At 67.1% G+C, this 24,913-nt stretch carries 16 protein-coding genes, 3 rRNA genes and 1 pseudogene; 7 read left to right on the forward strand and 13 right to left on the reverse strand.

Annotated features, from left to right (window positions below):
* Positions 1–677 precede the first annotated feature (677 nt).
* A complete protein-coding gene (locus OG306_RS20380; protein WP_266747516.1) occupies positions 678–1,649 on the reverse strand; it encodes a TetR/AcrR family transcriptional regulator in 972 nt (323 codons plus the stop codon).
* A 340-nt stretch (positions 1,650–1,989) separates the two neighbouring features.
* Between OG306_RS20380 and OG306_RS20385 the strand changes: the two genes are divergently transcribed.
* Entirely contained in the window at positions 1,990–3,414 is a 1,425-nt protein-coding gene (locus OG306_RS20385) for an NAD(P)/FAD-dependent oxidoreductase (protein WP_266747517.1), read from the forward strand.
* A 187-nt stretch (positions 3,415–3,601) separates the two neighbouring features.
* A complete protein-coding gene (locus OG306_RS20390; protein ID WP_266747518.1) occupies positions 3,602–5,344 on the forward strand; it encodes an ATP-binding SpoIIE family protein phosphatase in 1,743 nt (580 codons plus the stop codon).
* 43 nt (positions 5,345–5,387) lie between these two features.
* Here the strand turns inward: OG306_RS20390 and OG306_RS20395 are convergent, their stop codons facing one another.
* Positions 5,388–6,692 carry an MFS transporter gene (locus tag OG306_RS20395; RefSeq protein WP_371666261.1) on the reverse strand — a complete coding sequence of 435 codons (1,305 nt, stop codon included), beginning with the start codon at positions 6,690–6,692 and terminating at the stop codon, positions 5,388–5,390.
* A 154-nt stretch (positions 6,693–6,846) separates the two neighbouring features.
* Between OG306_RS20395 and OG306_RS20400 the strand changes: the two genes are divergently transcribed.
* The 4 genes from OG306_RS20400 (at position 6,847) to rrf (ending at position 13,236) form a co-directional block, all read left to right on the forward strand.
* Entirely contained in the window at positions 6,847–7,404 is a 558-nt protein-coding gene (locus OG306_RS20400; RefSeq protein ID WP_266747519.1) for a MarR family winged helix-turn-helix transcriptional regulator, read from the forward strand.
* A 690-nt stretch (positions 7,405–8,094) separates the two neighbouring features.
* Positions 8,095–9,620: ribosomal RNA gene (locus tag OG306_RS20405) — 16S ribosomal RNA — on the forward strand.
* 297 nt (positions 9,621–9,917) lie between these two features.
* Positions 9,918–13,042: ribosomal RNA gene (locus OG306_RS20410) — 23S ribosomal RNA — on the forward strand.
* A gap of 77 nt (positions 13,043–13,119) precedes the next feature.
* Positions 13,120–13,236 (forward strand): 5S ribosomal RNA (rrf, locus tag OG306_RS20415).
* Together the 16S, 23S and 5S rRNA genes form the textbook arrangement of a ribosomal RNA operon.
* 71 nt (positions 13,237–13,307) lie before the next feature.
* Here rrf and OG306_RS20420 read toward each other — a convergent pair.
* Positions 13,308–13,388: pseudogene (locus OG306_RS20420) on the reverse strand (DNA-binding response regulator); the annotation flags it as partial.
* A 108-nt stretch (positions 13,389–13,496) separates the two neighbouring features.
* Between OG306_RS20420 and OG306_RS20425 the strand changes: the two are divergent.
* Positions 13,497–14,060 carry a GNAT family N-acetyltransferase gene (locus OG306_RS20425; RefSeq protein ID WP_266747520.1) on the forward strand — a complete coding sequence of 188 codons (564 nt, stop codon included), beginning with the start codon at positions 13,497–13,499 and terminating at the stop codon, positions 14,058–14,060.
* Positions 14,061–14,099: 39 nt separating this feature from the next.
* Here OG306_RS20425 and OG306_RS20430 read toward each other — a convergent pair whose 3' ends face one another.
* From OG306_RS20430 to OG306_RS20475, 10 genes are all read right to left on the reverse strand, one after another.
* Positions 14,100–15,698, reverse strand: coding sequence for a type IV secretory system conjugative DNA transfer family protein (locus OG306_RS20430; RefSeq protein ID WP_266747521.1), 1,599 nt, complete (start codon positions 15,696–15,698; stop codon positions 14,100–14,102).
* 1 nt (position 15,699) lies between these two features.
* A complete protein-coding gene (locus tag OG306_RS20435) occupies positions 15,700–17,118 on the reverse strand; it encodes an ATP-binding protein (protein ID WP_266747522.1) in 1,419 nt (472 codons plus the stop codon).
* Positions 17,119–17,167: 49 nt separating this feature from the next.
* Positions 17,168–18,718: an SCO6880 family protein gene (locus OG306_RS20440; RefSeq protein ID WP_266747523.1), complete on the reverse strand. Its 1,551-nt coding sequence runs from the start codon at positions 18,716–18,718 to the stop codon at positions 17,168–17,170.
* Complete coding sequence (locus tag OG306_RS20445; RefSeq protein WP_371665538.1) at positions 18,715–20,007, reverse strand: hypothetical protein; 1,293 nt, start codon at positions 20,005–20,007, stop codon at positions 18,715–18,717. The genes OG306_RS20440 and OG306_RS20445 overlap by 4 nt, the downstream gene beginning before the upstream one ends.
* A gap of 61 nt (positions 20,008–20,068) precedes the next feature.
* Positions 20,069–20,944, reverse strand: a complete 876-nt coding sequence (locus OG306_RS20450) for a hypothetical protein (protein WP_371665539.1) — start codon at positions 20,942–20,944, stop codon at positions 20,069–20,071.
* 179 nt (positions 20,945–21,123) lie between these two features.
* The gene (locus OG306_RS20455; protein WP_018101695.1) at positions 21,124–21,432 is read right to left on the reverse strand and encodes a hypothetical protein; all 309 of its coding nucleotides are present in this window, start codon (positions 21,430–21,432) and stop codon (positions 21,124–21,126) included.
* Positions 21,433–21,749: 317 nt separating this feature from the next.
* Entirely contained in the window at positions 21,750–22,388 is a 639-nt protein-coding gene (locus tag OG306_RS20460) for a DUF402 domain-containing protein (protein WP_371666262.1), read from the reverse strand.
* Positions 22,389–22,520: 132 nt separating this feature from the next.
* Positions 22,521–23,426: a phosphatase PAP2 family protein gene (locus OG306_RS20465; RefSeq protein WP_266747526.1), complete on the reverse strand. Its 906-nt coding sequence runs from the start codon at positions 23,424–23,426 to the stop codon at positions 22,521–22,523.
* A 150-nt stretch (positions 23,427–23,576) separates the two neighbouring features.
* The gene (locus OG306_RS20470) at positions 23,577–24,539 is read right to left on the reverse strand and encodes a hypothetical protein (RefSeq protein WP_266747527.1); all 963 of its coding nucleotides are present in this window, start codon (positions 24,537–24,539) and stop codon (positions 23,577–23,579) included.
* Positions 24,536–24,877: a PadR family transcriptional regulator gene (locus OG306_RS20475; protein ID WP_266747528.1), complete on the reverse strand. Its 342-nt coding sequence runs from the start codon at positions 24,875–24,877 to the stop codon at positions 24,536–24,538. Before OG306_RS20475 ends, OG306_RS20470 begins: the two co-directional genes overlap by 4 nt.
* Positions 24,878–24,913 lie beyond the last annotated feature (36 nt).

The following is a 24,913-nucleotide window of genomic DNA, read 5'->3' on the forward strand; positions in this document are numbered from 1 at the left end:
GGGGCGTTTTCCCGAATGTGAGCACTAGTGATCACCCATTCGGAGAAGGGTCATTGAGCTCTTTTGTGCGGGTGGACCGCAGGCAACGGGCGGCAGCTCCACCGACGAGGGCCGCGGGGAGTCGACACGCCGCCGATCAAGCGCTGACCAGACACCGGACCGACACCGATCAGGAGCCGTGGAGCGCCGGGCCTATGGGCTGGGTGCGGATGCGGGTGCAGGAGCCGGAGCCGGATCCGGAGCCGACAAGGACAGTCACGGAAGCCGGACACATAAGCCGGACATAGAGATCGGACATATAAGCCGAATGTGCGAGCGGACGAGCGATATTGAGCCGCCGAGCCCGACTCACCGAAACGCCCACGCGGACTGTGGACCCCGGATTGCGAACCACCGAACGCAGCAACCTATTCACGCCAGCCATTCACGCCAGCCATTCACGTCGGTCATTCACGTCGGTCATTCACGTCAGCCGATTCGCACCGGCTATTCACCCCGACCGCACACCCCGGCAACCGGGCCAGACCGCGCACCCCGGCCGTCAGCCTCGGAGAGGGAGAGGCGGTGCGCGCACGCACCCCGTCCGCGCACCACCCCACCCACACACGCCCCGCGAGAAATACTCGGCTCACGGCTCATGGCTCACGGCTCACGGCTCACGGCTCACGGCTCACGGCTCAGGCAACGCCCCGCGAACGCAGCCCCTCCAGCAGGATGTCCAGCAACCGGCTCGAAGCTGCGGCCTGCTGAGCCGCATCGGGGAGCGAAGGCGCAGCCGTCGCGATGACCAGCAGCACATCCGCCACCGTCACGTCACGGCGGAGCTCACCGGCTGCCCGCGCCCGTTCCACCAGACGGCCGACGACCTCCAGCAGCTCACCGGCTCCCGTGCCGTCGTCATCGAGGCCGGTCTCCACGGCGGAACGCTCGTCGTCCGGCCGGGGACCGGCGTGGCCCGCGCCCTGCCTCTGCTGAGGCACCCACGTCTCGTCCCGAACGCTGCCCGGGCCTGATTCCGGTACGGAGGCCACCACGTCCCCCGACTCCTCGACCACGGCCGAGGCGGCGGCGGTGCCGGAGGCAGAAACGGCGGCAGCGGCCGTGGAATCGACAGCGGAGTCGACATCCACTCCGACCCGCAGCACCTGGGGCGGCAGCAGCCGCCCCGCGCCCGAGGCCACGGACGTCCGCAGGAAGCGCGACAGCGCCGACCACGGTTCGTCCTCCTGGCCCAGCGCCGTCCGCGCCTGGTCCGTCAGCCGGGAGGTCTCCTCCTCGGCTATCCGCCGCACCAGCACGTCCTTGCTCGGGAACCGCCGGTACACCGTGCCGACTCCGACTCTGGCGCGACGCGCCACGTCCTCCATCGGAGCCCCGTATCCCAGCTCGCCGAACACTTCGCGTGCGGCTCGCAGCACATGTTCCAGATTGCGCTGCGCGTCCACGCGCAGCGGAGCCGAGCGGCCGTTGGCCGCAATCGCTCCGCCCGCCCCGACTGTCGCGCCCGTCCCGCCTGTTCCGGTCGCCGGGGCCGCGCCGACCGGACCTACCGTGTCCACCGTCCCCACTGCACCGTTTCGCCCGGTTCCGTCGGACGAATGGGACGTAACCGCCGCAGCGGTCTGCCAATGAGAATCCTGAATGTGCATAACTGTTCCCCCGGTTATGACGTCTCCCCCCGGAGACTTCCCGCCGTTTGAGCCGGAGCGCGGATCATGGTCTTCACCCGGCACCCCGACGACATACGAACATAGTTGAGCCCGGGTCAATTCAGAAGGGGGTAGTTCCGCACGGAGCGCCCCCCGATCGGAGCAAGGACCGCTTGGTCACTGATTCGCCCCCGGCCGACCACCCCCACCCCAACCCCTGACCTGCGCAGCTTCCGTATCCCCACGGCGATCAGCAGCAGTGGCCTATCGAGAACCTCCGGTCACACAATTTGCCGGGGCTGTGGACAAACCCTTGAGCACGTTGCGTCATGGGGTGGTGATGGCTTCAGATTCCGGGGGAACACCCCCCGGCCCCCCTCCGGGTGTGCGCATTCTCGTCGTCGGCGGCGGCTACGTCGGGATGTACACCGCACTGCGTCTCCAGCGGAAGCTGAAGCAGAGACTCAGAAGCGGTGAGGCCGAGATCGTCGTCGTCACCCCCGAGCCTTATATGACGTATCAGCCGTTCCTGCCCGAAGCGGCCGCCGGTTCGATCTCGCCGCGCCATGTCGTCGTGCCGCTCCGCCGGGTCCTGGCGGACTGCACGATCGTGATCGGTCAGGCAGAACGCATCGACCACGCCAAACGCACGGCGACCGTCACCACCCTCGCCACCGGGGAGGACGGCACCGGCGCCGTCGAGATCCCGTACGACGAACTCGTCCTCGCACCCGGCTCCGTCTCGCGCACCCTCCCGATCCCCGGCCTCGCCGAACACGGCATCGGCTTCAAGACGATCGAGGAGGCCATCGGCCTGCGCAACCACGTCATCGAGCAGATGGACATCGCCTCCACCACCCGCGACCCGGCCATCCGCGACGCCGCCCTCACCTTCGTCTTCGTCGGCGGCGGCTACGCGGGCGTCGAGGCCCTCGCCGAGCTGGAGGACATGGCCCGCTACACCTCGCGGTACTACCACAACATCAAGGCGGACGACCTGAAGTGGATCCTCGTCGAGGCGTCGGGCCGCATCCTTCCCGAGGTCGGTGAGGCGATGGGCGGCTACGCGATCCGTGAGCTGCGCGGCCGCAATATCGACGTACGCCTGGACACCGGGCTGGAGTCCTGCGAGGACCGGATCGCCGTCCTGAGCGACGGTTCCCGCTTCCCGACCCGCACCGTCGTGTGGACCGCGGGCGTCAAACCCGCGCCGGTCCTCGCCGCCACCGACCTGCCGCTCAACGAGCGCGGCAGGCTCAGATGCACGGCAGAGCTCACCGTGGAAGGGGCCGAGCACGCCTGGGCCGCCGGGGACGCCGCGGCCGTACCCGATCTGGCCGCCGCGGAAACGGGCATGGAGACCGCGCCCAACGCCCAGCACGCCGTACGCCAGGCCAAGGCACTCGCCGACAACATCCTCGCCTCGATCAACGGCGAACCCCTCACGAAGTACCGGCACAGCTACGCGGGCTCCGTCGCCTCACTCGGCCTCCACAAGGGCGTCGCCCACGTCTACGGTCGCAAGCTCAAGGGATACCCGGCCTGGCTGATGCACCGTACGTATCACCTCAGCCGGGTTCCGACGTTCAACCGGAAGGCCCGCGTCCTTGCCGAATGGACCCTCGCCGGGCTCTTCAAGCGCGAGATCGTCTCGCTCGGCTCGCTGGAACACCCGCGCGCCGAATTCGAACTCGCCGCAGGAGGTAAACGCCCCGGGCCGGACCACCCGCCGGCCTCCGACGGCCCGCCGGGCAACGGCGGCTGACTGCCCGTCGGCCCGCGACGTCACCCGACCGGGGCCGGACCGTACCGACGACTGTCAGTACGGTCCGCCACACTGGACGTGTGACCATAGGTGGGCCCACATCTGCACAGAGTGACCCGGCCGGCAGTGACCGACAGCGAGCAGCCCGCCCCAGCGGACCAGACCGACACACGAGGCCAGAAATTCCGTGAACTTCACGCGTTGGAGCGCCCGCCTCCCCGGAACGCAGCGTCGCGCCGCCGCACGGGACGAGCACAGTTCCGTGCCCTCGGCCCGCGCCGAGTACGCACGGCCCGGGACCGGGCCCCGCCCACCGGACGGCGGCGCGCAGGGCGACACGCACGGCAATCCTCCCGGGGACCGGGACCCCGCCCTGGAGGATCTCTCCGCCCAGGACATCCTCGGCCAGCTGCCCGCCCTGGTGGCCCTGGTGTACGGCCCCGACCACCGGATCGCGTACGTCAACGACGCCTACGCCGCCGCCTTCGGCCCCCGCCCGGCCGGCGCCCCCGCCGCCGAGGCCATGCCCGAGCTCGCCGAGCTCAGCCTGCTGCCCCTCATGGACCAGGTCCTGCGCAGTGGCACACCCCGTACGGTCAAGTCCCGCAAGGCCCGCAGCGGCAATTCGTACACCGTGACCTGCACCCCGGTACACCGGGACAGCGATGCCGAAACCGACGGCGAAGGGGCCAGGGGCAACAAGCAGACCAAGAACAAGGACAAGAGCAAGAGAGGCACCGAGGCCGGAGTGCTCGTGTACGCCGCCGACGTCACCGACCACGCCGAAGCGGCCGAACGGCTCCGCGCCAGCGAGCGCCGCCACCGCGAAACGGCCGTCACCCTCCAGCGCTCCCTGCTCCCGCAGGAGCTGGAGCAGCCCGACGACCTGCGGATCGCCGCCACCTACCAGCCCGGTGGCACGGACGCCGCGGTCGGCGGCGACTGGTACGACGTCATCACCATCGGCGCGGGCCGCACCGCCCTGGTCATCGGCGACGTGATGGGACGTGGGGTGCGGGCCGCCGCCGTCATGGGCCAGCTCCGCACGGCCGTGCGCGCCTACGCCCGCCTCGACCTCCCGCCCCACGAGGTGCTCCAGCTCCTCGACGGTCTCGCCGCCGAGATCGACGCCAGCCAGATCGCCACCTGCGCCTACGCGGTCCACGATCCGAACGAGGGCCGGCTCGTCTACGCCTCCGCCGGGCACCTCCCGATCCTGGTGTGCCACGAGGACGGTACGGTCCACCGCGCCGAGGACCCGACAGGACCGCCGCTCGGCACCGGCGGCTGGATCCACACATCGGGCACGATCGCGCTGCCGCCCGGTTCCACCGCGGTCCTCTATACGGACGGCCTGGTGGAGCGCCGCAGCGAGGACATCGACGAGGGTGTCGCCGCCCTGGAGCGCGCTCTTTCCGGAGCGAAGGGTTCACCCCAGGTGGTCTGCGACCGGCTGATCCGCTCCCTCGGCGTCACCGCGGAGCACGACGACGACGTGGCGGTGCTGGTGGTCCAGCACCCCGCCCGTACCGGGGCGGATGCGGAGCTGTTCCACAACGCCTCGCTCGAACTCCTCGGCGGCGTGGAGGCGGCCCCGCGCGCACGCGCGTTCGCGACCGGCGTCCTGACGTCGTGGCGATTCCCGGTCGAGCTCTGCGACCTGGGCGTCCTGGCCGCGGGCGAACTCGTCGCGAACTCCCTCAAGCACGGCACCCCGCCGATGCGCCTGGGCCTGCGCCGCACTGATCGCCGCCTGATCATCGAGGTGACCGACGGCGACGACCACCTGCCACGCCGCCGCCGCGCCGATCCGGCGGACGAAGCAGGCCGCGGCATCTCCATCGTCGCGACGATCGCCACGTCCTGGGGCAGCCGCCGCACACCGGGCGGCGGCAAGGCGGTCTGGTGCGAATTCGCCCTGCCGCGCTAGGGGCCCCTGTCACAGCAGGTCCCCTACCGCCTCGGACCCGGACTCAGCGAGTGGCGACGGCGGAGGCGGCGGTCACCGGCTCGGCCTCCGGCAGTGACACGGCCACCACCCTGGACGGCGCCGCCTCGATCGAAGGCTGATCCTGTACGGGCGTGAGCCGTCGGCCGAGCCGCAGCGCCAGCACCGTGATGCCCAGCGAGAACAGCACGAACGTCACGATGTACGGCCCGTGCAGCGTCGCCCCCATCGGCCCGCCCACGGCCGGACCGACCGCGAGCGCGAGCTGCTTGCACAGGGCGAAGGCGGAGTTGTACTGCCCGACCATCGACTCCGGCGCCAGATCGGCGACCAGCGGCGCCACGGTCGGCGACAGCATCGACTCACCGAGTCCGAACAGCGCGTACGTGGAGATCATCGCGGTCGTCGCCATGGTCTGGCTGCCGTGTCCGAGCCCCGCGTACCCCGCCACGATCCAGGCGAACGCCCAGATCAGACCGACCGAGGCGATGACCCGGCTGCGCCTGCGCCGCTCCACCAGACGCAGCACGACGAACTGCGCCACGACGATGACGGCCGTGTTGGCGGCCAGCGCGATGCCGAGCGTCGAGGGCTGGATCCCGGCGGCCTCGGTGCCGTACGCCGCGAGTCCGGACTCGAACTGTCCGTAGCAGGCGAAGAACAGCACGAAGCCCAGCACGCACAACTGCACCATGGCCCGGTGCGACAGCAGCGTCCGCAGCCCGCCCGGCGCCTTGGACCCGTCCGTGGGCCTGGCGCCGGAGAAGGACGGCGTACGGGACAGCCGCACCGTGGCGGTGATGACACCGAGCACGATGAACATCGCGGCTTCGATGAGGAACAGCAGGGTGAAGGTCTCCGGCCGGCTCGTGTCGACGATCTGTCCGCCGACCAGCCCACCGATGCCGAGCCCGAGGTTCTGCAGGAAGAACTGCATGGCGAAGGCGCGCGTGCGGGTGGCGGTGCTGGAGCACCACACGAGCATGGTGGCGAGCGCCGGCTGCATGACCGCCGTACCGGCCCCGAGGACCGCGGCCGACAGTACGGCGGCGGTCACGCCCGACGACAGGCCGAGGGCGATCGAGCCCAGGGAAGCGACGACCGAGGCGACGACGAGCACGGGCAGCGGCCCGCGCCGGTCGATGACACGCCCCGTGAACGGCAGAACGGCCAGCGCCGCCATGGCGAAGACCGCCAGCACGACTCCCGCGGTGCCGGCACCCAGATCCCGTACCTGTGCCACATAGACGTACAGATACGGAACGGTGAACCCCAGCCCGAACGCGCTCAGCGCGCTCCCCAGCTGGATTCGCCGCAGTGCTGCACCCATCTCCCTGGTCACACTCACCTACCTCAAGGTCTCGAAGCCACTTGCCGAGCCACCGAACGACTCGAACCCGAAGACTTTAGCACTAAAGTTAGATGCTCAACAATTCAAACCGAAGGACTTCGACGGCTTTGGAGGACATGCCATACTGCCCGCCATGTCTGACACCACCGAGCAGCCCGGCCCGCAGGAGCCGAGCCTCGACGAGCAGATCGCCGCCTACCAGCGCGAGTTCCGGGACCTGGACCCCCAGGTCGAGCAGGTCGTCTCGGCCCTGGGCCGGCTGAACCGCCGGATGAACGTGGCATATGGCCGCCAGGTCGCCGCCCTCGGCATCAGCAATGCCGAGTGGGAGGTCCTCAAGACCCTGGTCCTGGCCGGCTCCCCGTACCGCCTGGGCCCGGGAGAGCTGGCCAAGCGCCTGGGTCTCACCCCGGCCGCGATGACCCACCGCATCGACCGCATGGCGGGCGAGGGCCTGGTCACCCGAGACCGGGACGAGAACAACCGGGTGCGGGTCATCGTCGAGCTGACCGATGAGGGCCGTACGAAGTGGCTGGAGGCGATGCGCATGGCCACCGCCTTCGAGGAGGACCTGCTCCAGGACCTCTCCGGCGACGAACGCGGAGTCCTCGGCGACATGCTGATCCGCCTCCTGCGCCGGGTGGAGCACGCCCAGCCGGACGCCGGCGGCCGCCTCACCGACCTGGACTGAACCCGTGCCGGACACGCAGGAAAACGGCTTGACCTGGCCGGGTTGACACCCCCCCTCCACGACCCGTAAAGTTCTTCGAGTTGTCACCGAGCCGGAACGGTTCTGCGACGACCGATCCCGCCGCGAATGCGGCAACCAAAACTCAGCACGATCTCCCACTCGGGACAATTTCGGCATGCCGAAATTAATTTCGAAGGCTCGATTATGAGTCGCCGGGAAAATCCGCTAGAGTTTGGACGTCGGAACGGCCCAACAGCCGGGAAGACAAACCCCGCTGACTGGGAATCAGGCCCGAAAGGATCTGATAGAGTCGGACTCGCCGGAAAGGGAAACGCGAAAGCGAAGAACTGGAAAGCAAACCCGCTTCGACCGGGAATCGGACACGAAAGAGTCTGATAGAGTCGGAAACGCAAGACCGAAGGGAAAGCCCGGAGGAAAGCCCCAGAGAATGTTCTGCGGGTGAGTACAAAGGAAGCGTCCGTTCCTTGAGAACTCAACAGCGTGCCAAAAGTCAACGCCAGATATGTTGATACCCCGGCCTGCTTCGGCAGGTTGGTGGTTCCTTTGAAAGTCCTGCCGGGCCTCACGGTTCCGGTAGGCAATTACACAGCGAGGACGCTGTGAACGATCGGTCTTATTCCGGCTGATCGTTCCGCTCTCGTGTTGTGTTGTCCCGATTACGGGAAAACATTCACGGAGAGTTTGATCCTGGCTCAGGACGAACGCTGGCGGCGTGCTTAACACATGCAAGTCGAACGATGAAGCCCTTCGGGGTGGATTAGTGGCGAACGGGTGAGTAACACGTGGGCAATCTGCCCTTCACTCTGGGACAAGCCCTGGAAACGGGGTCTAATACCGGATGACACTCTGTCCCGCATGGGACGGGGTTGAAAGCTCCGGCGGTGAAGGATGAGCCCGCGGCCTATCAGCTTGTTGGTGGGGTGATGGCCTACCAAGGCGACGACGGGTAGCCGGCCTGAGAGGGCGACCGGCCACACTGGGACTGAGACACGGCCCAGACTCCTACGGGAGGCAGCAGTGGGGAATATTGCACAATGGGCGAAAGCCTGATGCAGCGACGCCGCGTGAGGGATGACGGCCTTCGGGTTGTAAACCTCTTTCAGCAGGGAAGAAGCGAAAGTGACGGTACCTGCAGAAGAAGCGCCGGCTAACTACGTGCCAGCAGCCGCGGTAATACGTAGGGCGCAAGCGTTGTCCGGAATTATTGGGCGTAAAGAGCTCGTAGGCGGCTTGTTGCGTCGGTTGTGAAAGCCCGGGGCTTAACCCCGGGTCTGCAGTCGATACGGGCAGGCTAGAGTGTGGTAGGGGAGATCGGAATTCCTGGTGTAGCGGTGAAATGCGCAGATATCAGGAGGAACACCGGTGGCGAAGGCGGATCTCTGGGCCATTACTGACGCTGAGGAGCGAAAGCGTGGGGAGCGAACAGGATTAGATACCCTGGTAGTCCACGCCGTAAACGTTGGGAACTAGGTGTTGGCGACATTCCACGTCGTCGGTGCCGCAGCTAACGCATTAAGTTCCCCGCCTGGGGAGTACGGCCGCAAGGCTAAAACTCAAAGGAATTGACGGGGGCCCGCACAAGCAGCGGAGCATGTGGCTTAATTCGACGCAACGCGAAGAACCTTACCAAGGCTTGACATACACCGGAAAGCATCAGAGATGGTGCCCCCCTTGTGGTCGGTGTACAGGTGGTGCATGGCTGTCGTCAGCTCGTGTCGTGAGATGTTGGGTTAAGTCCCGCAACGAGCGCAACCCTTGTTCTGTGTTGCCAGCATGCCCTTCGGGGTGATGGGGACTCACAGGAGACTGCCGGGGTCAACTCGGAGGAAGGTGGGGACGACGTCAAGTCATCATGCCCCTTATGTCTTGGGCTGCACACGTGCTACAATGGCCGGTACAATGAGCTGCGATGCCGCGAGGCGGAGCGAATCTCAAAAAGCCGGTCTCAGTTCGGATTGGGGTCTGCAACTCGACCCCATGAAGTCGGAGTTGCTAGTAATCGCAGATCAGCATTGCTGCGGTGAATACGTTCCCGGGCCTTGTACACACCGCCCGTCACGTCACGAAAGTCGGTAACACCCGAAGCCGGTGGCCCAACCCCTTGTGGGAGGGAGCTGTCGAAGGTGGGACTGGCGATTGGGACGAAGTCGTAACAAGGTAGCCGTACCGGAAGGTGCGGCTGGATCACCTCCTTTCTAAGGAGCACTTCTTACCGGGCTTGCCTGGTCAGAGGCCACTACGTCGGCAAATGTTCGACGGTGGTTGCTCATGGGTGGAACGTTGACTATTCGGCACGACAGGTTGTTGTTCACTAGTACTGCTTCGGCGTGGAACGTGGGGATGGCTTGTCGGGTCGGGCACGTTGTTGGGTATCTGAGGGTACGGCCGTGAGGTCGCCTTCAGTTGCCGGCCCCAGTGAACTCGCCTGTTTGGGCGGGGTGGTGGGTGGCTGGTCGTTGTTTGAGAACTGCACAGTGGACGCGAGCATCTGTGGCCAAGTTTTTAAGGGCGCACGGTGGATGCCTTGGCACCAGGAACCGATGAAGGACGTGGGAGGCCACGATAGGCCCCGGGGAGCTGTCAACCGAGCTTTGATCCGGGGGTGTCCGAATGGGGAAACCCGGCAGTCGTCATGGGCTGTCACCCGCTGCTGAACACATAGGCAGTGTGGAGGGAACGAGGGGAAGTGAAACATCTCAGTACCCTCAGGAAGAGAAAACAACCGTGATTCCGGGAGTAGTGGCGAGCGAAACTGGATGAGGCCAAACCGTATGTGTGTGATACCCGGCAGGGGTTGCGCATGCGGGGTTGCGGGAGTTCTCTTGATCAATCTGCCGATTGGTCGACGAGTCAGAAACCGTTGATGTAGGCGAAGGACATGCGAAAGGTCCGGCGTAGAGGGTAAGACCCCCGTAGCTGAAACATTAACGGCTCGTTTGAGAATTTCCCAAGTAGCACGGGGCCCGAGAAATCCCGTGTGAATCTGGCGGGACCACCCGCTAAGCCTAAATATTCCCTGGTGACCGATAGCGGATAGTACCGTGAGGGAATGGTGAAAAGTACCGCGGGAGCGGAGTGAAATAGTACCTGAAACCGTGTGCCTACAAGCCGTGGGAGCGTCGCTGTTGTTCTTCGGAGCAACAGTCGTGACTGCGTGCCTTTTGAAGAATGAGCCTGCGAGTTTGCGGTGTGTTGCGAGGTTAACCCGTGTGGGGAAGCCGTAGCGAAAGCGAGTCCGAATAGGGCGTTTTAGTAGCACGCTCAAGACCCGAAGCGGAGTGATCTAGCCATGGGCAGGTTGAAGCGGAGGTAAGACTTCGTGGAGGACCGAACCCACCAGGGTTGAAAACCTGGGGGATGACCTGTGGTTAGGGGTGAAAGGCCAATCAAACTCCGTGATAGCTGGTTCTCCCCGAAATGCATTTAGGTGCAGCGTCGTGTGTTTCTTGCCGGAGGTAGAGCACTGGATAGGCGATGGGCCCTACCGGGTTACTGACCTTAGCCAAACTCCGAATGCCGGTAAGTGAGAGCACGGCAGTGAGACTGTGGGGGATAAGCTCCATGGTCGAGAGGGAAACAGCCCAGAGCATCGACTAAGGCCCCTAAGCGTACGCTAAGTGGGAAAGGATGTGGAGTCGCAGAGACAACCAGGAGGTTGGCTTAGAAGCAGCCACCCTTGAAAGAGTGCGTAATAGCTCACTGGTCAAGTGATTCCGCGCCGACAATGTAGCGGGGCTCAAGCGTACCGCCGAAGTCGTGTCATTCCAGCGTATAGGGCCAACGCCTGCTGGGATGGGTAGGGGAGCGTCGTGTGCCGGGTGAAGCAGCCGCGGAAGCGAGTTGTGGACGGTTCACGAGTGAGAATGCAGGCATGAGTAGCGATACACACGTGAGAAACGTGTGCGCCGATTGACTAAGGGTTCCTGGGTCAAGCTGATCTGCCCAGGGTAAGTCGGGACCTAAGGCGAGGCCGACAGGCGTAGTCGATGGACAACCGGTTGATATTCCGGTACCCGCTTTGAAACGCCCAATACTGAATCAGGCGATGCTAAGTCCGTGAAGCCGGCCCGATCTCTTCGGAGTTGAGGGTAGTGGTGGAGCCGACGAACCAGACTTGTACTAGGTAAGCGATGGGGTGACGCAGGAAGGTAGTCCAGCCCGGGCGGTGGTAGTCCCGGGGTAAGGGTGTAGGCCGTGTGGTAGGTAAATCCGTCACACGTTAAGGCTGAGACCTGATGCCGAGCCGATTGTGGTGAAGTGGATGATCCTATGCTGTCGAGAAAAGCCTCTAGCGAGTTTCATGGCGGCCCGTACCCTAAACCGACTCAGGTAGTCAGGTAGAGAATACCGAGGCGTTCGGGTGAACTATGGTTAAGGAACTCGGCAAAATGCCCCCGTAACTTCGGGAGAAGGGGGGCCATCACTGGTGAGGAGACTTGCTCTCCGAGCTGGGGGTGGCCGCAGAGACCAGCGAGAAGCGACTGTTTACTAAAAACACAGGTCCGTGCGAAGCCGTAAGGCGATGTATACGGACTGACGCCTGCCCGGTGCTGGAACGTTAAGGGGACCGGTTAGCCGACTTTCGGGTCGGCGAAGCTGAGAACTTAAGCGCCAGTAAACGGCGGTGGTAACTATAACCATCCTAAGGTAGCGAAATTCCTTGTCGGGTAAGTTCCGACCTGCACGAATGGCGTAACGACTTCTCGACTGTCTCAACCATAGGCCCGGTGAAATTGCACTACGAGTAAAGATGCTCGTTTCGCGCAGCAGGACGGAAAGACCCCGGGACCTTTACTACAGTTTGATATTGGTGTTCGGTTCGGCTTGTGTAGGATAGGTGGGAGACTTTGAAGCGGCCACGCCAGTGGTTGTGGAGTCGTCGTTGAAATACCACTCTGGTCGTGCTGGATGTCTAACCTCGGTCCGTGATCCGGATCAGGGACAGTGTCTGATGGGTAGTTTAACTGGGGCGGTTGCCTCCTAAAGAGTAACGGAGGCGCCCAAAGGTTCCCTCAGCCTGGTTGGCAATCAGGTGTTGAGTGTAAGTGCACAAGGGAGCTTGACTGTGAGACCGACGGGTCGAGCAGGGACGAAAGTCGGGACTAGTGATCCGGCAGTGGCTTGTGGAAGCGCTGTCGCTCAACGGATAAAAGGTACCCCGGGGATAACAGGCTGATCTTCCCCAAGAGTCCATATCGACGGGATGGTTTGGCACCTCGATGTCGGCTCGTCGCATCCTGGGGCTGGAGTCGGTCCCAAGGGTTGGGCTGTTCGCCCATTAAAGCGGTACGCGAGCTGGGTTTAGAACGTCGTGAGACAGTTCGGTCCCTATCCGCTGCGCGCGTAGGAATATTGAGAAGGGCTGTCCCTAGTACGAGAGGACCGGGACGGACGAACCTCTGGTGTGCCAGTTGTTCTGCCAAGGGCATGGCTGGTTGGCTACGTTCGGAAAGGATAACCGCTGAAAGCATCTAAGCGGGAAGCCTGCTTCGAGATGAGTATTCCCACCAACTTGATTGGTTAAGGCTCCCAGTAGACGACTGGGTTGATAGGCCAGATGTGGAAGCCCGGTAACGGGTGGAGCTGACTGGTACTAATAGGCCGAGGGCTTGTCCTCAGTTGCTCGCGTCCACTGTGTTTGTTCTGAAATAACGAACGGCCGTGTTGTTCCGGTGTTGGTTAATTTCATAGTGTTTCGGTGGTCATTGCGTTAGGGAAACGCCCGGTTACATTCCGAACCCGGAAGCTAAGCCTTTCAGCGCCGATGGTACTGCAGGGGGGACCCTGTGGGAGAGTAGGACGCCGCCGAACTCCTTTTACGGGAAAGCCCCGTGCCCTTGTGGCACGGGGCTTTTCTGCGTTTACCCCTTTTTGCTGTCATCGGCGATTTCCGTGTTGATCCAGTCCCGGTCGATGACCGTGAGGATCTCCCTCTCCCGTTCGGTGAGGGCCGCGATGCGTCGTCCAGGGTGGCGGGGCCGCCGGGAACGGTTGGGCAGGACGGCGCCCCGGTGGTCGTGGGCCGTGAAAAGTGGTTTGCGCGGGTCGGGCGGGCGGGACAGGATCGGTGGATGGAACATGTGATCCGATTCGTCCGCGCCGATGAATGGCCCCTGGTCAAGGAGTTGCGGCTGGCCGCACTGCGGGACCCGGTGGCGCCGGTGGCCTTTCTGGAGACGCACGCGCAGGCTGCGGGCCGGTCCGACGAGTTCTGGCAGGACCGGGCGCTCGGCGCTTCCGAGGCCGGGAGTGGTGAGGTGCGGCAATTCGTCGCCGTCGCGCCCGACGGGCGGTGGGACGGCAGCGTCACGGTGCTGATCGAGCGGCCGGACGCGGAGGTGCGGTTCGGGGACGCGACCGATGTCCACCAGGCGCATGTGGTCGGCGTGTTCGTACGGCCCGAGGCGCGGGGCGAGGGCCTGGCCGAGGCGTTGTTCCGGGCCGCGACGGAGTGGGCGTGGTCGTTGGGGGAGCCGCAGATCGAGCGGGTGCGGCTGTATGTGCACGAGAGCAACGCGCGGGCCGCGGCGCTCTATCGGCGGATCGGGTTCGTGGCCACCGGGCAGTCGGTGCCCATGCCGGGCGACCCGTCCGCTCGGGAGCTGGAGTACGCGGTGGAGCGGCCGGCGATGTAGGTGCGGGCGGGTGGGGCGCGGGCGGTGGGGCGCGCGCGGTCAGTGTGGGCCGGTGGTGAGGTCCTGGGACCAGCGGGCGCGGGCCTGTTCCTGGGAGCGGAGGAGGGCGAGCGTCGGCAGGCCCTGGGCCTGGCCGGTCGACAGCAGCTCGGGGAGCCGGGGCAGCGGCGCCACCGCGGCGACGTCGTCGAGCACGAGCGTCATTGGTGGGTCGAGCCGACCGTCGGTTGACCGTACGGCCATGCGGCGGCCGTGCTCGACCACGTGCGATGCGAGTGCCGTGAGCAGGGGCATTGCTCCGGGGCCCGAGCGGGGATCCTCGATCGATTCGCCCACCACATAGAGAGTGCCCCCCTCGCGCGCGAAAGATTCCAGCGCGAGCGAATCGGCCCGGTTGGGTGTGCAGGCCTCGCGGATGTGGACCGAGGAGAGCGCGGCGAAGGCCCGTACCGTCAACTCCTGTGCTACCTCCCGGCGTTCGGGGTAGGCAGTGAGTGCGGACTCCAGCAGGCCGGCGAGTCCGGAGGCCGCTTTGGGGTGGGTACGGAGCAGCCGCACCGGTTCGTGGGCGCTGCCGCCGATGGCCCAGCGGTGGACCTGGCGGAAGGGCCTGCCGTCGATGGCGGCGGCGTGCAGCCAGCACTTCAGGAGCGTTTCCGCGGTGTCGGCCGTCGCCGCGTCGATACGGGCCTGGGGCCGCACCGGGGCGAGGAGTGCGGTGGCGCGGGCGGCGGCCGTGTCGGGCTGCTCGCAGCCGGCCGTGGGGGACCAGTGGAGGCGGGCCGGGGTGTCGCAGAGGTGGCCCGGGTCGTAGACGAGGACCGGACCGAGCTTGGCGCGGGCGTCCTTCGTCTCGCTCCAGACGGTGGGGTCGGAGGTGATGACGAGCGCGGGCCCGTCGGCCTCCTGGATCGCCTGGACGACGGTGGGGCGGCGGGTGGCGGCCGGTCCGTAGACGACGAGGGGGGTACGGGGGGACGGAAGCGTGGGGAGAGCGGGGAGGAGAGTTGTCGCGGATGCGGTGTGCTCGACGGGGGCGGGCATGGGCGCGGGTGCGGGGGGCGGGGTGGGATCCGGAGCGGTGGGTTCCGGGTGCGAGTGCGAGTGCGGGTGCGGGTGTTGCTCCGGGGTTGGTTGTGGCTGTCGTCGCTGTGGGGTGTGGGCCTCGGGCCGGGGCTTGTGGTCCTGGGACTGTACGGGCGAGCCGTTCTCGTCCCCGTACCTGTAACCGTCCTCCTCCCCGTACCGTTCGCTGCGCCGCCGCGCTCGTACCGCCCGCCAGCGGGCCACCACGCCCAGCACGAACACCGTCAGCACCAGCAGCACCATCAGTTCGCCTATGAACAGGCCCCAGAACAGTCCGTACCCGGAGAGTTCGTCCGCCGGGGTGTTCGGCCAGGCGGCCGGGAGATCGTGCGGTGTGGTGACGAGCTGACGCATCGCCAGCGGGGTCTCGGTGAGCGTGACCCCCTCCGGCCAGGCGCCGTGCGCGAACAGTCCGGCCAGGCCGGTGGCCGTCCACGCCAGGAGCGTGAGCCCGAGCAGGAAGGCCAGCAGGCCGATCAGCAGACCGTCCGGGATGCCGCCGCTTCCGGCGCCTGTGCTGCCGTCGGTCCGTACCTCGCCGCGCCCCGCCATGTCATGCCACCGTTGACTCGGACGACTCGTTCAGTCGTTGCTGGTGCTCGATCCGTGCCGCCCGCTGTTCCGCCTCCAGGTCGGCGGCGAGTACGTCCTCCGGGAGGAGTTCGGCCGTGGAGGACTCGGTCATCGCGCGGTCGGTGAAGACCAGCGGGCGTTCCGCCTCGGTGATCAGGTGTTTGACCACCTGGACGTTGCCGTTGACGTCCCAGACCGCGATGCCGGGGGTGAGGGTCGGGATGATCTCGACCGCCCATCGGGGGAGGCCGAGCACGCGTCCGGTGGCTCTGGCCTCGTCGGCCTTCTGGGCGTAGATCGTGCGGGTGGAGGCCATCTTGAGGATCGCGGCGGCCTCCCGGGCCGCCGCTCCGTCGACGACGTCGCTGAGGTGGTGGACGACGGCCACGAACGACAGCCCCAGCCGTCGCCCGAACTTCAGCAGGCGCTGGAAGAGCTGGGCCACGAACGGGGAATTGATGATGTGCCAGGCCTCTTCGACCAGGAAGATGCGTTTCTTCCGGTCGGGCCTGATCCAGGTGTGCTCCAGCCAGACACCGACGATCGCCATCAGGATCGGCATCGCGATCGAGTTCCGGTCGATGTGCGAGAGGTCGAAGACGATCAGCGGGGCGTCGAGGTCGATGCCGAAGCTCGTCGGTCCGTCGAACATGCCGCGCAGGTCACCGTCGACCAGCCGGTCCAGGACGAGGGCGACATCCAGGCCCCAGGCCCGTACGTCGTCTATGTCGACGTTCATCGCTTCGGCGGAGTCGGGCTCGGGGTGGCGCAGTTGGTCGACGATGTCGGTCAGGACCGGCTGCCGGTCGGTGATCGTCTCGTTGACGTACGCGTGGGCGACCTTCAGCGCGAAGCCGGACCGTTCGTCCAGGCCGTGTCCCATCGCGACTTCGATGATCGTACGGAGCAGGGCGAGCTGGCCGGTCGTGGTGATCGCGGGGTCGAGCGGGTTGAGCCGGATGCCGCCGTTGAGCGCGGAGGTCGGGTCGAGGCGGATCGGGGTGAGGCCGAGCTCCTGCGCGATGAGGTTCCACTCGCCGACGCCGTCCTCGCCCTGGGCGTCCAGGACGACGACCTGGCGGTCGCGGAAGCGGAGCTGGCGGAGCACGTACGTCTTCTCCAGCGCGGACTTGCCGTTGCCGGACTCGCCGAGCACCAGCCAGTGCGGGGCGGGAAGCTGCTGCCCGTACAGCTGGAAGGGGTCGTAGATGTAGCCCTTGCCGGAGTACACCTCACGGCCGATGATCACGCCGGAGTCGCCGAGGCCGGGGGCCGCGGTGGGCAGGTAGACGGCTTGGGCCTGTCCCGTCGACGTACGGACGGGCAGCCTCGTCGTCTCCACCTTCCCGAAGAGGAAGGCGGTGAAGGCGTCCGACAGCGCGGACAGCGGATCTCGCATGGCGTGACCGACCTCCCTCTCGATTCTCTCGGTGGTCTGCCGAGTGTGGTCAGCGACGGATGCCGGTGGCGAACGGCAGGGTGTTCACGAAGGCGCGGTGGTGTTCGCGGTCGCACCACTCCAGCTTGAGATACGACTTGCCGGCCGAGGCCCGGATCGTTCGCTTGTCGCGGGCGAGGGACTCGGGCGAACGCGAGGACACGGTGATGTACCCGACCAGATTCACTCCGGCCGCGCCGCTCGCGAGATCTTCACCTCGCTGGTCGAGACGGCCGTGGGCGGCGATGTCGCGCGGGTCGACGGTGCGGTTCATCTTGGCCTGGCGGCTGGCTTCCGCCTCGTCGTTCGTCTTCTCGGTGAGCATCCGCTCGATGGCGATCTCGGTGGGTTCGAGGTCCATGCAGACCGCGACCGTACGGATCACATCGGGCGTGTGGACGAGGAGCGGGGCCAGGAAGTTGACGCCGACGGGTGTCATCGGCCATTCCTTCACCCAGGCCGTGGAGTGGCACCAGGGCGCGCGGGTGGCCGACTCGCGGGTCTTGGCCTGGAGGAACGTCGGCTCGACCGCGTCCAGCTCGGCCGGCCAGGCGTTGCGCTTCGTCATGGCCTGGATGTGGTCGATGGGGTGGTCGGGGTCGTACATGGAGTGCACGAGGGAGGCGAGCCGGCTCTGGCCGAGCGGCTGGCGCACCCGGATGTCCGCCTCGGCGAGGCGGGCGCAGATGTCGGTGAGTTCGCGCGCCATGACGACGGCGAGGCCCGCGTCCCGGTCGAGCTTGCGGCCGGCCTGGGGGCGGGCGGCGCGGGCCATGGCGTTGGCCTCGGCGGCCAGCTCGCGGGTGTAGTGCATGCAGGCGACGAGGTAGGCGCGGTGCTGCTCGCTGGAGGTGGAGACCATGGACTGGAGCTGGTCGTACGACTCCTGCAGCCAGCCCGGGGACGTCTTGTCGCCGCGCTGGGCGACATCCTTGGCGTGGGCGTCGGGGTCGGCGGGGAGGGTGCGGGCCAGCATCTGGATGCGGGTCACGAAGCCGTCGCCGTTGGCGACGTGCTTCAGCAGCGTGCCGAACCGGTCGACGAGCGCTTCCTGGTCCTCGCTGTCGCGGAGGCCGACGCCGGGACCCTCGATCTCGATCGCGGCGGTGACGGTGCGGCGGTCGGCGTGCAGGAGTACGGCGATCTCGTCCGGGCCGAAGGGGGCGGCGAGCCAGTTGATCCGGCCGATGCCGGGGGGCGGCCCGATCTCGACCTCGCGCCCGTCGGCGCCGACGCCGGCTTCCATGGCGGCGGAGCGGTAGGTCGTACCGCGGCGCAGGGTGCGCTTGTAGCTGCGGTTGATTTCAAACCATTTGTAGAAGGTGCGGTGCTTGTACGGGAGGTACACGATCGCCAGGGCGAGGATGGGGAAGCCCACGAGCAGCATGATCCGCGGGCCGAGGTAGGGGACGGCCAGTCCGCTCATCATGCCGAGGAACGCCCCGGCGATGATCAGCGCGATCTCGCCGGTCTCGCGGTTCTTGCCGACGATCGCGTTCGGCCGGGCGCGGCCGATGAGATACGTACGGCGGGGCGTGATCGTGTGGGACGGAGTCGTCAACGCCCTCCACCTCCCGTGCTCTTGTTACCTGAACTGCCTGATCCGCCGCCTCGGGGGGTGCGGCTGCCGTGCGGGGTGCCGGAGGTCGGGCCCGAGCCGCTGCGGGGCGGGGGTGCGGCGGGGGATCCGCCGCCGGCTGCGCCGCCGCTGCCGGAGTTGCGGGAGCTGTGCGCGGCGACACCGCCGCTGACCGGGTTGGCGGGCCGGGCGCCGCCGCTGCCACTGTCGCCGGAGTTCTGGCCGCCGCGGCCGCTGTGGGTCTTGATGCCCTGGGAGACGAGAGCGGCGGGGGAGCTGATCATCGCGGCGGCCTGGGATCCGTCGGTGGCCTGCTTGCGGTTGGTGCGGGCGCCCTGGATCTCGTCGCCGAAGCCGGGGACGAAGCGGTAGATCATCGCGGAGGCGAAGATCGCGAGCAGGATGATGGCGAGGCCGGAGACGACGGAGGAGAACGCGTTGGGCCCGCCGTCGGTGGAGAGGGCGCCGGCCAGTCCGAGGACGATGACGATGACCGGTTTCACCATGATCACCGCGATCATGATGCCTGCCCAGCGGCGGACGTGGCCCCACATGTTCTTGTCGACGAGGCCTGCGTAGACGACAACGCCGAGGAGGGCGCCGACGTAGAGCAGGGCTGCCCGGATGACGAGCTCCAGGTAGAGGACGCCCGCGGCGAGGGTGGACACCAGCGAGACGATGATCAGCATGATCGGCCCGCCGCCGATGTCTTTGCCGCCCTTGAGCGCTTCGGCGAACGATCCGAAGAAGAGGTCGGCCTTGTTTCCGGTGGCCGAGGCGATCACGTCACTGACGCCGTCGGTGGCGGATACGACCACGTAGAGGATGAGCGGGGTGAAGGCTGAGGCGATGACCGTCAGCCAGAGGAATCCGACGGCTTCGGAGATCGCGGTGGTGAGCGGGACACCACGGATGGCGCGCTTGGCTACGGCGAACAGCCACAGGACGAGCGTGAGGATGGCGGAGGCCGCGAACACGATCGCGTACTGCTGGCGGAAGGTCGGGTTGGTGAAGTCGACGTTCGCGGTGTTCTTCACGGCGTCGCTGAGCTTGTTGATGATCCAGGCGGCGGCGTCGGCGCAGCCGCGGGCGAGGGAGGAGAGGGGGTCCTGGGAGTTGTCGAGGGTGGTGGAGGGGCTGGTCTTTCCGGCGCCTGCGTCGCCTCGTTCGCAGTAGTCCTTGGCGGGGCCGCGGATCAGGTCGCACGCTTTGTTGCTCTCGCTGGGCGTCGGGCTGGGAGAGGGCTCAGCAAATGCGCGGCTGGCCAGCATGACGAGAGCGATCTGCAGGCTGGTTACTGCTGCCGTTAGTGAGAGGGCTCGGCTGGATCGTTTACCGGGCATACGTGAACCCTCCGAACTGTTCTACAGCGTTGGCCATTTCCTCAGCGGGGGACGCGGCCTGGTCCCGGCCGACGGGTGTAGGACCGTCCTTCTGCGTGAAGGCGGTGATCTTCCAGTCTCCGTTGATCCATGCCAGGTCGAACGTGTTGGTGAACCAGCTCTCGGAGACAGGGTTCTTGGAACCTTCGCCGGCAAGCCCGAACAATGCCGAGTACCAAACGGCGACGCTTGCGGTGTCGCCGTTGAACTTCACGACCTTGGTGCCGGCCGGGTTGGAGCGCGAGATGAAGGTCAGGCCCGCAGGTGCGGTGCCGTCGGGGTTCAGCCCGATACTGGTGAGGAAGTCCTGACCGGAATACACCTTGTCGAGGTCACCCTGGCGGGCAGCGGCGACGGCAGGGGCGTACACAGCGGTGACGACCGCGCGACGACGGTCCTTGTCGAACATGTCGGCTGAGCCGAGCGCCACGGCGTAGTTCGCCGCCGCGCTCTGCGCCCCCTGCTCGTCATGGGCGAAGCCCGAAGGGATCGAGCCGTTCTTCCCCGTCACCGGCTTCGTCCCCGTGGCCGCCGTGGACGACGAGTCCGGCTTGTTCCCCGCGTTTCCCGAGCCGCCGCCGTTGCCGTGTCCGCCGCCTCCGCCCACGTTCGCGAACGCGATAGCCGCGATCAGGAGGACGACCACGCCGACCACCGTGACGAGGGAGCGGGAGTTGCGGGCCGGGCGGCGGGGGGTGGTGTAGCCGTCGCCGCCCTCACCGTCGGGAAAGCGGGTACGGGTCTGGCGCGTACCGCCGATGGTGCTGTATCCATCGTCCGTACGGCCCGAGCCGGTGCCGTAGTCGTTCTCGTCGCCGAGGCTCATGCCGCGAACGCCCCCTCAACCGTTTCCTGAACCGGGTAGTACGACGGTAGCCGTGCGGGTTCCCGCTCGGGCGCGGTGTGGTGACTCGACATCAGGGAGACGCAACCTCTGCCGGTGGGCACGACGGACGGATGGTGTGGGAGTGGGCGGGACTGCCCCTGGCGTGGGATGACAGCCGGTCAGACGGCCATCCCGTAGACGATGGTGAACAGGGTTCCCAGCGATCCGATGATGAACACACCGGTCAGACCGGCAACGATCAGTCCCTTGCCCTGCTCCGCGCTGAACGTGTCGCGCAGCGCCGTGGCCCCGATACGCTGCTTCGCCGCGCCCCAGACCGCGATGCCGAGGCAGAGCAGGATGGCAATGGCCATCACGACCTCGATCATTACGCGGGCCTCGTTGCCCAAGGTCCCGAACGGCCCCCAATTCGGGGCGATTCCGCCGATGATGGTGGTGATGTCGCCCTTTTCAGCTGCCAGGATCATGTAAGTCACCGCCCCTGTTGGGTAGTTCATTGCCCCTGCCACACGACATGGGTCGCTCTCTATCTTCGCTGATGAAACTGCTTCCATACGACGCCTTGACGGCTCTCTTTACCCGGCTCTCGCACGTTTGACCGGTCCGACTGTCCTGACCTGCGGTTCGAATCGGCGTATGACCGAATATGTATGGTTACTCTGTGTATCACGGGGTGTGACCCCGGGCAATGACTGCCATCCCGCCACCCTGGCCGAGACTCTCGCGCGGGGCCTGGCCGGCGCACGCCCTGGTCGGGGCGGGGGGTGGTCGGAGCGGTGGGTGCTCAGAGCAGTGGGTGACGCGGGACGGGTGGTCGGGGCGGCGTCGTCCAGGTCGGTGGCGGCCGGAAATCGCACCAGGTGCCGTCGAAGGGAAACGTTCCGGCCTCGGCGAGTCGTGCGACCGACGCGCCCTCGATCCTGATGGCTGACGCTTCGTCGGCCGTCCAGTAGGCCGGGTCACCGGTTTTCTCGGCGAAGGACTTCTCGTCCTTCCATCGCCAGCTCCGGTCCGGCTCCACATTGATGTCGAGCTCGTGGTCGGTGATGTCGATGTCGTCGCCGTGGTGGACCCGGCGCTCCAGGTTTACGTACCAGCCACGGAACTTCTGTCTGCGGCCGAAGAGCCAGAGCACCGAGTGCGCTGCGCCGGTCGGCTGGTAGAAGAGTGCGCTGCCCATCGGCCACCGGTCGGCGACCAGGGGGTACCCGCCGGCCGGGCGCTCGTGCGGGGCGATGTCCCGCAGGTGTGCGCCGCGCGGAAGCTTGGTGCGCCACATCGGCGTGCCGGTCTCCATCCACACCAGCTGGCCCGCCTCGGTGCGTTCGACGAGGCGTACGGGCACCGAGGCGCTGAGGTGTCCGCCGATGAAGAAGTTCCAGCGGAGTATCCGGCCCGGGTCGTCGTCCATGCCGTGGATCATGCCCGCGTTGGCGCGGGCGGACACGTGGCCGGACGCGCGGCCGTGTCGGTCACCGCGCGGGTGGGTGGACACGCCGAGCACCACGCCCTGCGCGCAAAAATCGCGTCGGGCGGTGACCGCGACGGCGACACGTCACCGCCGAAGTCGTGGTGCCGGCCTTCCGATTCGCTCCGTGGCGGTGGCCCAGAGCAGTACCGCGCACACGAACGCCGCCCCGGCGAACACCAGCGGGCGCGCGACGGCGTCCATCCGTGACCCTGCCATCAGCGCGCCGACAGCGGCGGGGACGAGGGCCAGAGCCGGCAGTGCGCGGCGGCGCGGGGTGACAGCCGGGGCGGTAGTCGGTGCGACGCCCGGCTCGGCCGGGGGCAGCAGCCGGGTCGCGATGGTGTAAGCGGCGCAGGCCAGCAGTGTGGCTCCGAGAGCATCGCTGGGCCGGTGCCAGTAGAGCGCCTGTACGGCGGCGGCGGTGACCGCGAGCCACAGGGCGCCGGCGGCGGCGACGTAGGGGCGGGCGCGCGGGGAGGCGACGAGAACGGCGCCGAGGGCCAGCCCGGCGGCGATGGCGACGTGACCGCTCGGGAAACTCGCCTCGGTGAGGTTGCTCGGCGCGTTCACGAGGTCGGGACGGGGCAGGACGAACATGTTCAGTGCTTCCGTCGCCGCGATCGTGACCACCGCGACGCCGACAGCCGCGCAGCCCTCACGCCGGCATCGGCGTACCAGGGTGACCACCGCGATCAGTGCGATCCCGGCGCCGAAGGTCGCGTACTCCGCCGTCAGTGGCGGCGGGCCCACCGACTGGCTCCACTCGAAGATGCGCGCCTGATCGGCGTACCCGACGACCAGGGCGTTCTCCGCCGACTGCCCGATCGGCGTCCATACGGCGAACAGGTAGAGCGCCGCGAACGCGAGGAGGAACAGCACGGCCGGGGCCGCCGGAGCCGTCAGGCACGTGGGACGCCGTGCTCCGGAGGTGGTGGCGCTCCTCTGCCCGGCGGCAGACTCGGCTGCGTCCGGAAGGCCTCGCGGTTCCATTGCTCTCTCGTTCCAAGGGTCGGTGAATCGGACGCTCGCGCGGAATCCTGTGCTCCGAGGCGCCCGCGCCGGACGCCTTCGCGATCTGGGCCGGACGCCCGTCGCGATCTGGGCCGGACGCCCGTCGCGATCTGGGCCGGACGCCCGTCGCTATCTGAGACGGCTGCGGCTTCGCTTGTCCCACGCGGCGACGACCAGCGTCGGGAGGACGGCGATCAGAACGAGGAGAACGGACGCGTTCGACACGTGCCGGAAGTCCAGCGGTGTCGACCCGGCCAGGATCACGTGGACGCGGACGAGCGCGAGCGCCGCGACAGGGATCGTCCACCGGTAGTCGCCGGTGGTGCTCGTCGCCCACCAGGCGGCGACCAGAGCGGCGGCTTCGAGCGCGAACTGGCCGCGCTGGAACCACGGATCGTACGAGGCGAGGTGCAGACCTCCGGCCAGGAACATGGCGCCCGCGACCGGGACGAGCCAGCCGTAGGAACGGCGGCGCAACCGGCCGGGGGCACGCGCCGCCAGCACCACGCAGGCGACGAACAGCGTCACCGACAGCACCAGGTTGTTGGCCAGGACCGGAGTGCCCAGCCCGTAGTAGCCCGTGCCCACCACGCCCTCGTCGCCGAAGAACGTCGAGCTGCCCAGCGTGGCACCGGCGTAGATCATCGCCGCCGAGGCCGGAAGCGCGATCCACGGCCTGCCGCGCAGCAACCCGACCAAAGCGACCAGCGGGAGCAGACCGTACGGCAGCATCCGCGATTGCGTGCCGGGCCCCTGCGCCCACGGGTACCAGCCGGGCGAATGGAAGCCGATGGCACGGCTGCCGGGGTCGATGCGCAGTGCCCAGTCCCATACGTCCTGCAGATACGGCACCAGCGCCAGCGCGGCCAGGGAGAGGGCGGCCAGATGAATGCCGTCCAGCCACCACGGCCGGGCCGGATCGTCGGCGGCGTCCCGGGCGTGTGCCTGGACTCCACCGCGCAGCAGGGCGGCGACCTCGCGGGGCGGCGGCCAGTCGCGTCCGGGGTGTGCCTCGGCCAGGCAGGCCAGCAGCTCGTTCCCGTACCGGTCGCGGTAGGCCTTGGGGTACGCGGCAAGTAGCAGACGGTTCATGCCTGGGTCGCCTTGAAGGTCTTGAGCCGACCGGTGACGACGGCCGCCGCCTGCTGCATGCGCAGCGCCTCCTGCTCAAGCGTGCCGGTGCCGTCCTGCGTGAGCCGGTAGTACCGACGCGGACGCCCGTCCACGACCTCCTCGTGGTCGGCGGCCACCAGCCCGGACCGCTCCATCCGCTCCAGCGCCCCGTACAGGGTGCCGACGGCGATCCTGAGCCGTCCGTCGGTGGCGCGTTCGGTGGCCTTGATGATCCCGTACCCGTGCAAAGGCCTGTCCATAAGTGCGGCGAGGATGAAGTACTGCGGCTCGGTCAGGGTCGGCTGGCGTCTCTCCATGATCCGAAGCATATATCGACACACGAAGTATGTGGC

It is taken from the genome of Streptomyces sp. NBC_01241 (assembly GCF_041435435.1).
Lineage (GTDB): Bacteria > Actinomycetota > Actinomycetes > Streptomycetales > Streptomycetaceae > Streptomyces.

What these genes read in the sequence shown, in the direction of transcription:
- OG306_RS20380 (WP_266747516.1), bottom strand. Translation starts at nt 1,649, where the DNA reads ATGCACATTCAGGATTCTCATTGGCAGACCGCTGCGGCGGTTACGTCC.
- OG306_RS20385 (WP_266747517.1), top strand. Translation starts at nt 1,990, where the DNA reads ATGGCTTCAGATTCCGGGGGAACACCCCCCGGCCCCCCTCCGGGTGTG.
- OG306_RS20395 (WP_371666261.1), bottom strand. Translation starts at nt 6,692, where the DNA reads ATGGGTGCAGCACTGCGGCGAATCCAGCTGGGGAGCGCGCTGAGCGCG.
- OG306_RS20400 (WP_266747519.1), top strand. Translation starts at nt 6,847, where the DNA reads ATGTCTGACACCACCGAGCAGCCCGGCCCGCAGGAGCCGAGCCTCGAC.
- OG306_RS20425 (WP_266747520.1), top strand. Translation starts at nt 13,497, where the DNA reads ATGGAACATGTGATCCGATTCGTCCGCGCCGATGAATGGCCCCTGGTC.
- OG306_RS20430 (WP_266747521.1), bottom strand. Translation starts at nt 15,698, where the DNA reads ATGGCGGGGCGCGGCGAGGTACGGACCGACGGCAGCACAGGCGCCGGA.
- OG306_RS20435 (WP_266747522.1), bottom strand. Translation starts at nt 17,118, where the DNA reads ATGCGAGATCCGCTGTCCGCGCTGTCGGACGCCTTCACCGCCTTCCTC.
- OG306_RS20445 (WP_371665538.1), bottom strand. Translation starts at nt 20,007, where the DNA reads ATGCTGGCCAGCCGCGCATTTGCTGAGCCCTCTCCCAGCCCGACGCCC.
- OG306_RS20450 (WP_371665539.1), bottom strand. Translation starts at nt 20,944, where the DNA reads ATGAGCCTCGGCGACGAGAACGACTACGGCACCGGCTCGGGCCGTACG.
- OG306_RS20455 (WP_018101695.1), bottom strand. Translation starts at nt 21,432, where the DNA reads ATGATCCTGGCAGCTGAAAAGGGCGACATCACCACCATCATCGGCGGA.
- OG306_RS20460 (WP_371666262.1), bottom strand. Translation starts at nt 22,388, where the DNA reads ATGATCCACGGCATGGACGACGACCCGGGCCGGATACTCCGCTGGAAC.
- OG306_RS20465 (WP_266747526.1), bottom strand. Translation starts at nt 23,426, where the DNA reads ATGGAACCGCGAGGCCTTCCGGACGCAGCCGAGTCTGCCGCCGGGCAG.
- OG306_RS20470 (WP_266747527.1), bottom strand. Translation starts at nt 24,539, where the DNA reads ATGAACCGTCTGCTACTTGCCGCGTACCCCAAGGCCTACCGCGACCGG.
- OG306_RS20475 (WP_266747528.1), bottom strand. Translation starts at nt 24,877, where the DNA reads ATGGAGAGACGCCAGCCGACCCTGACCGAGCCGCAGTACTTCATCCTC.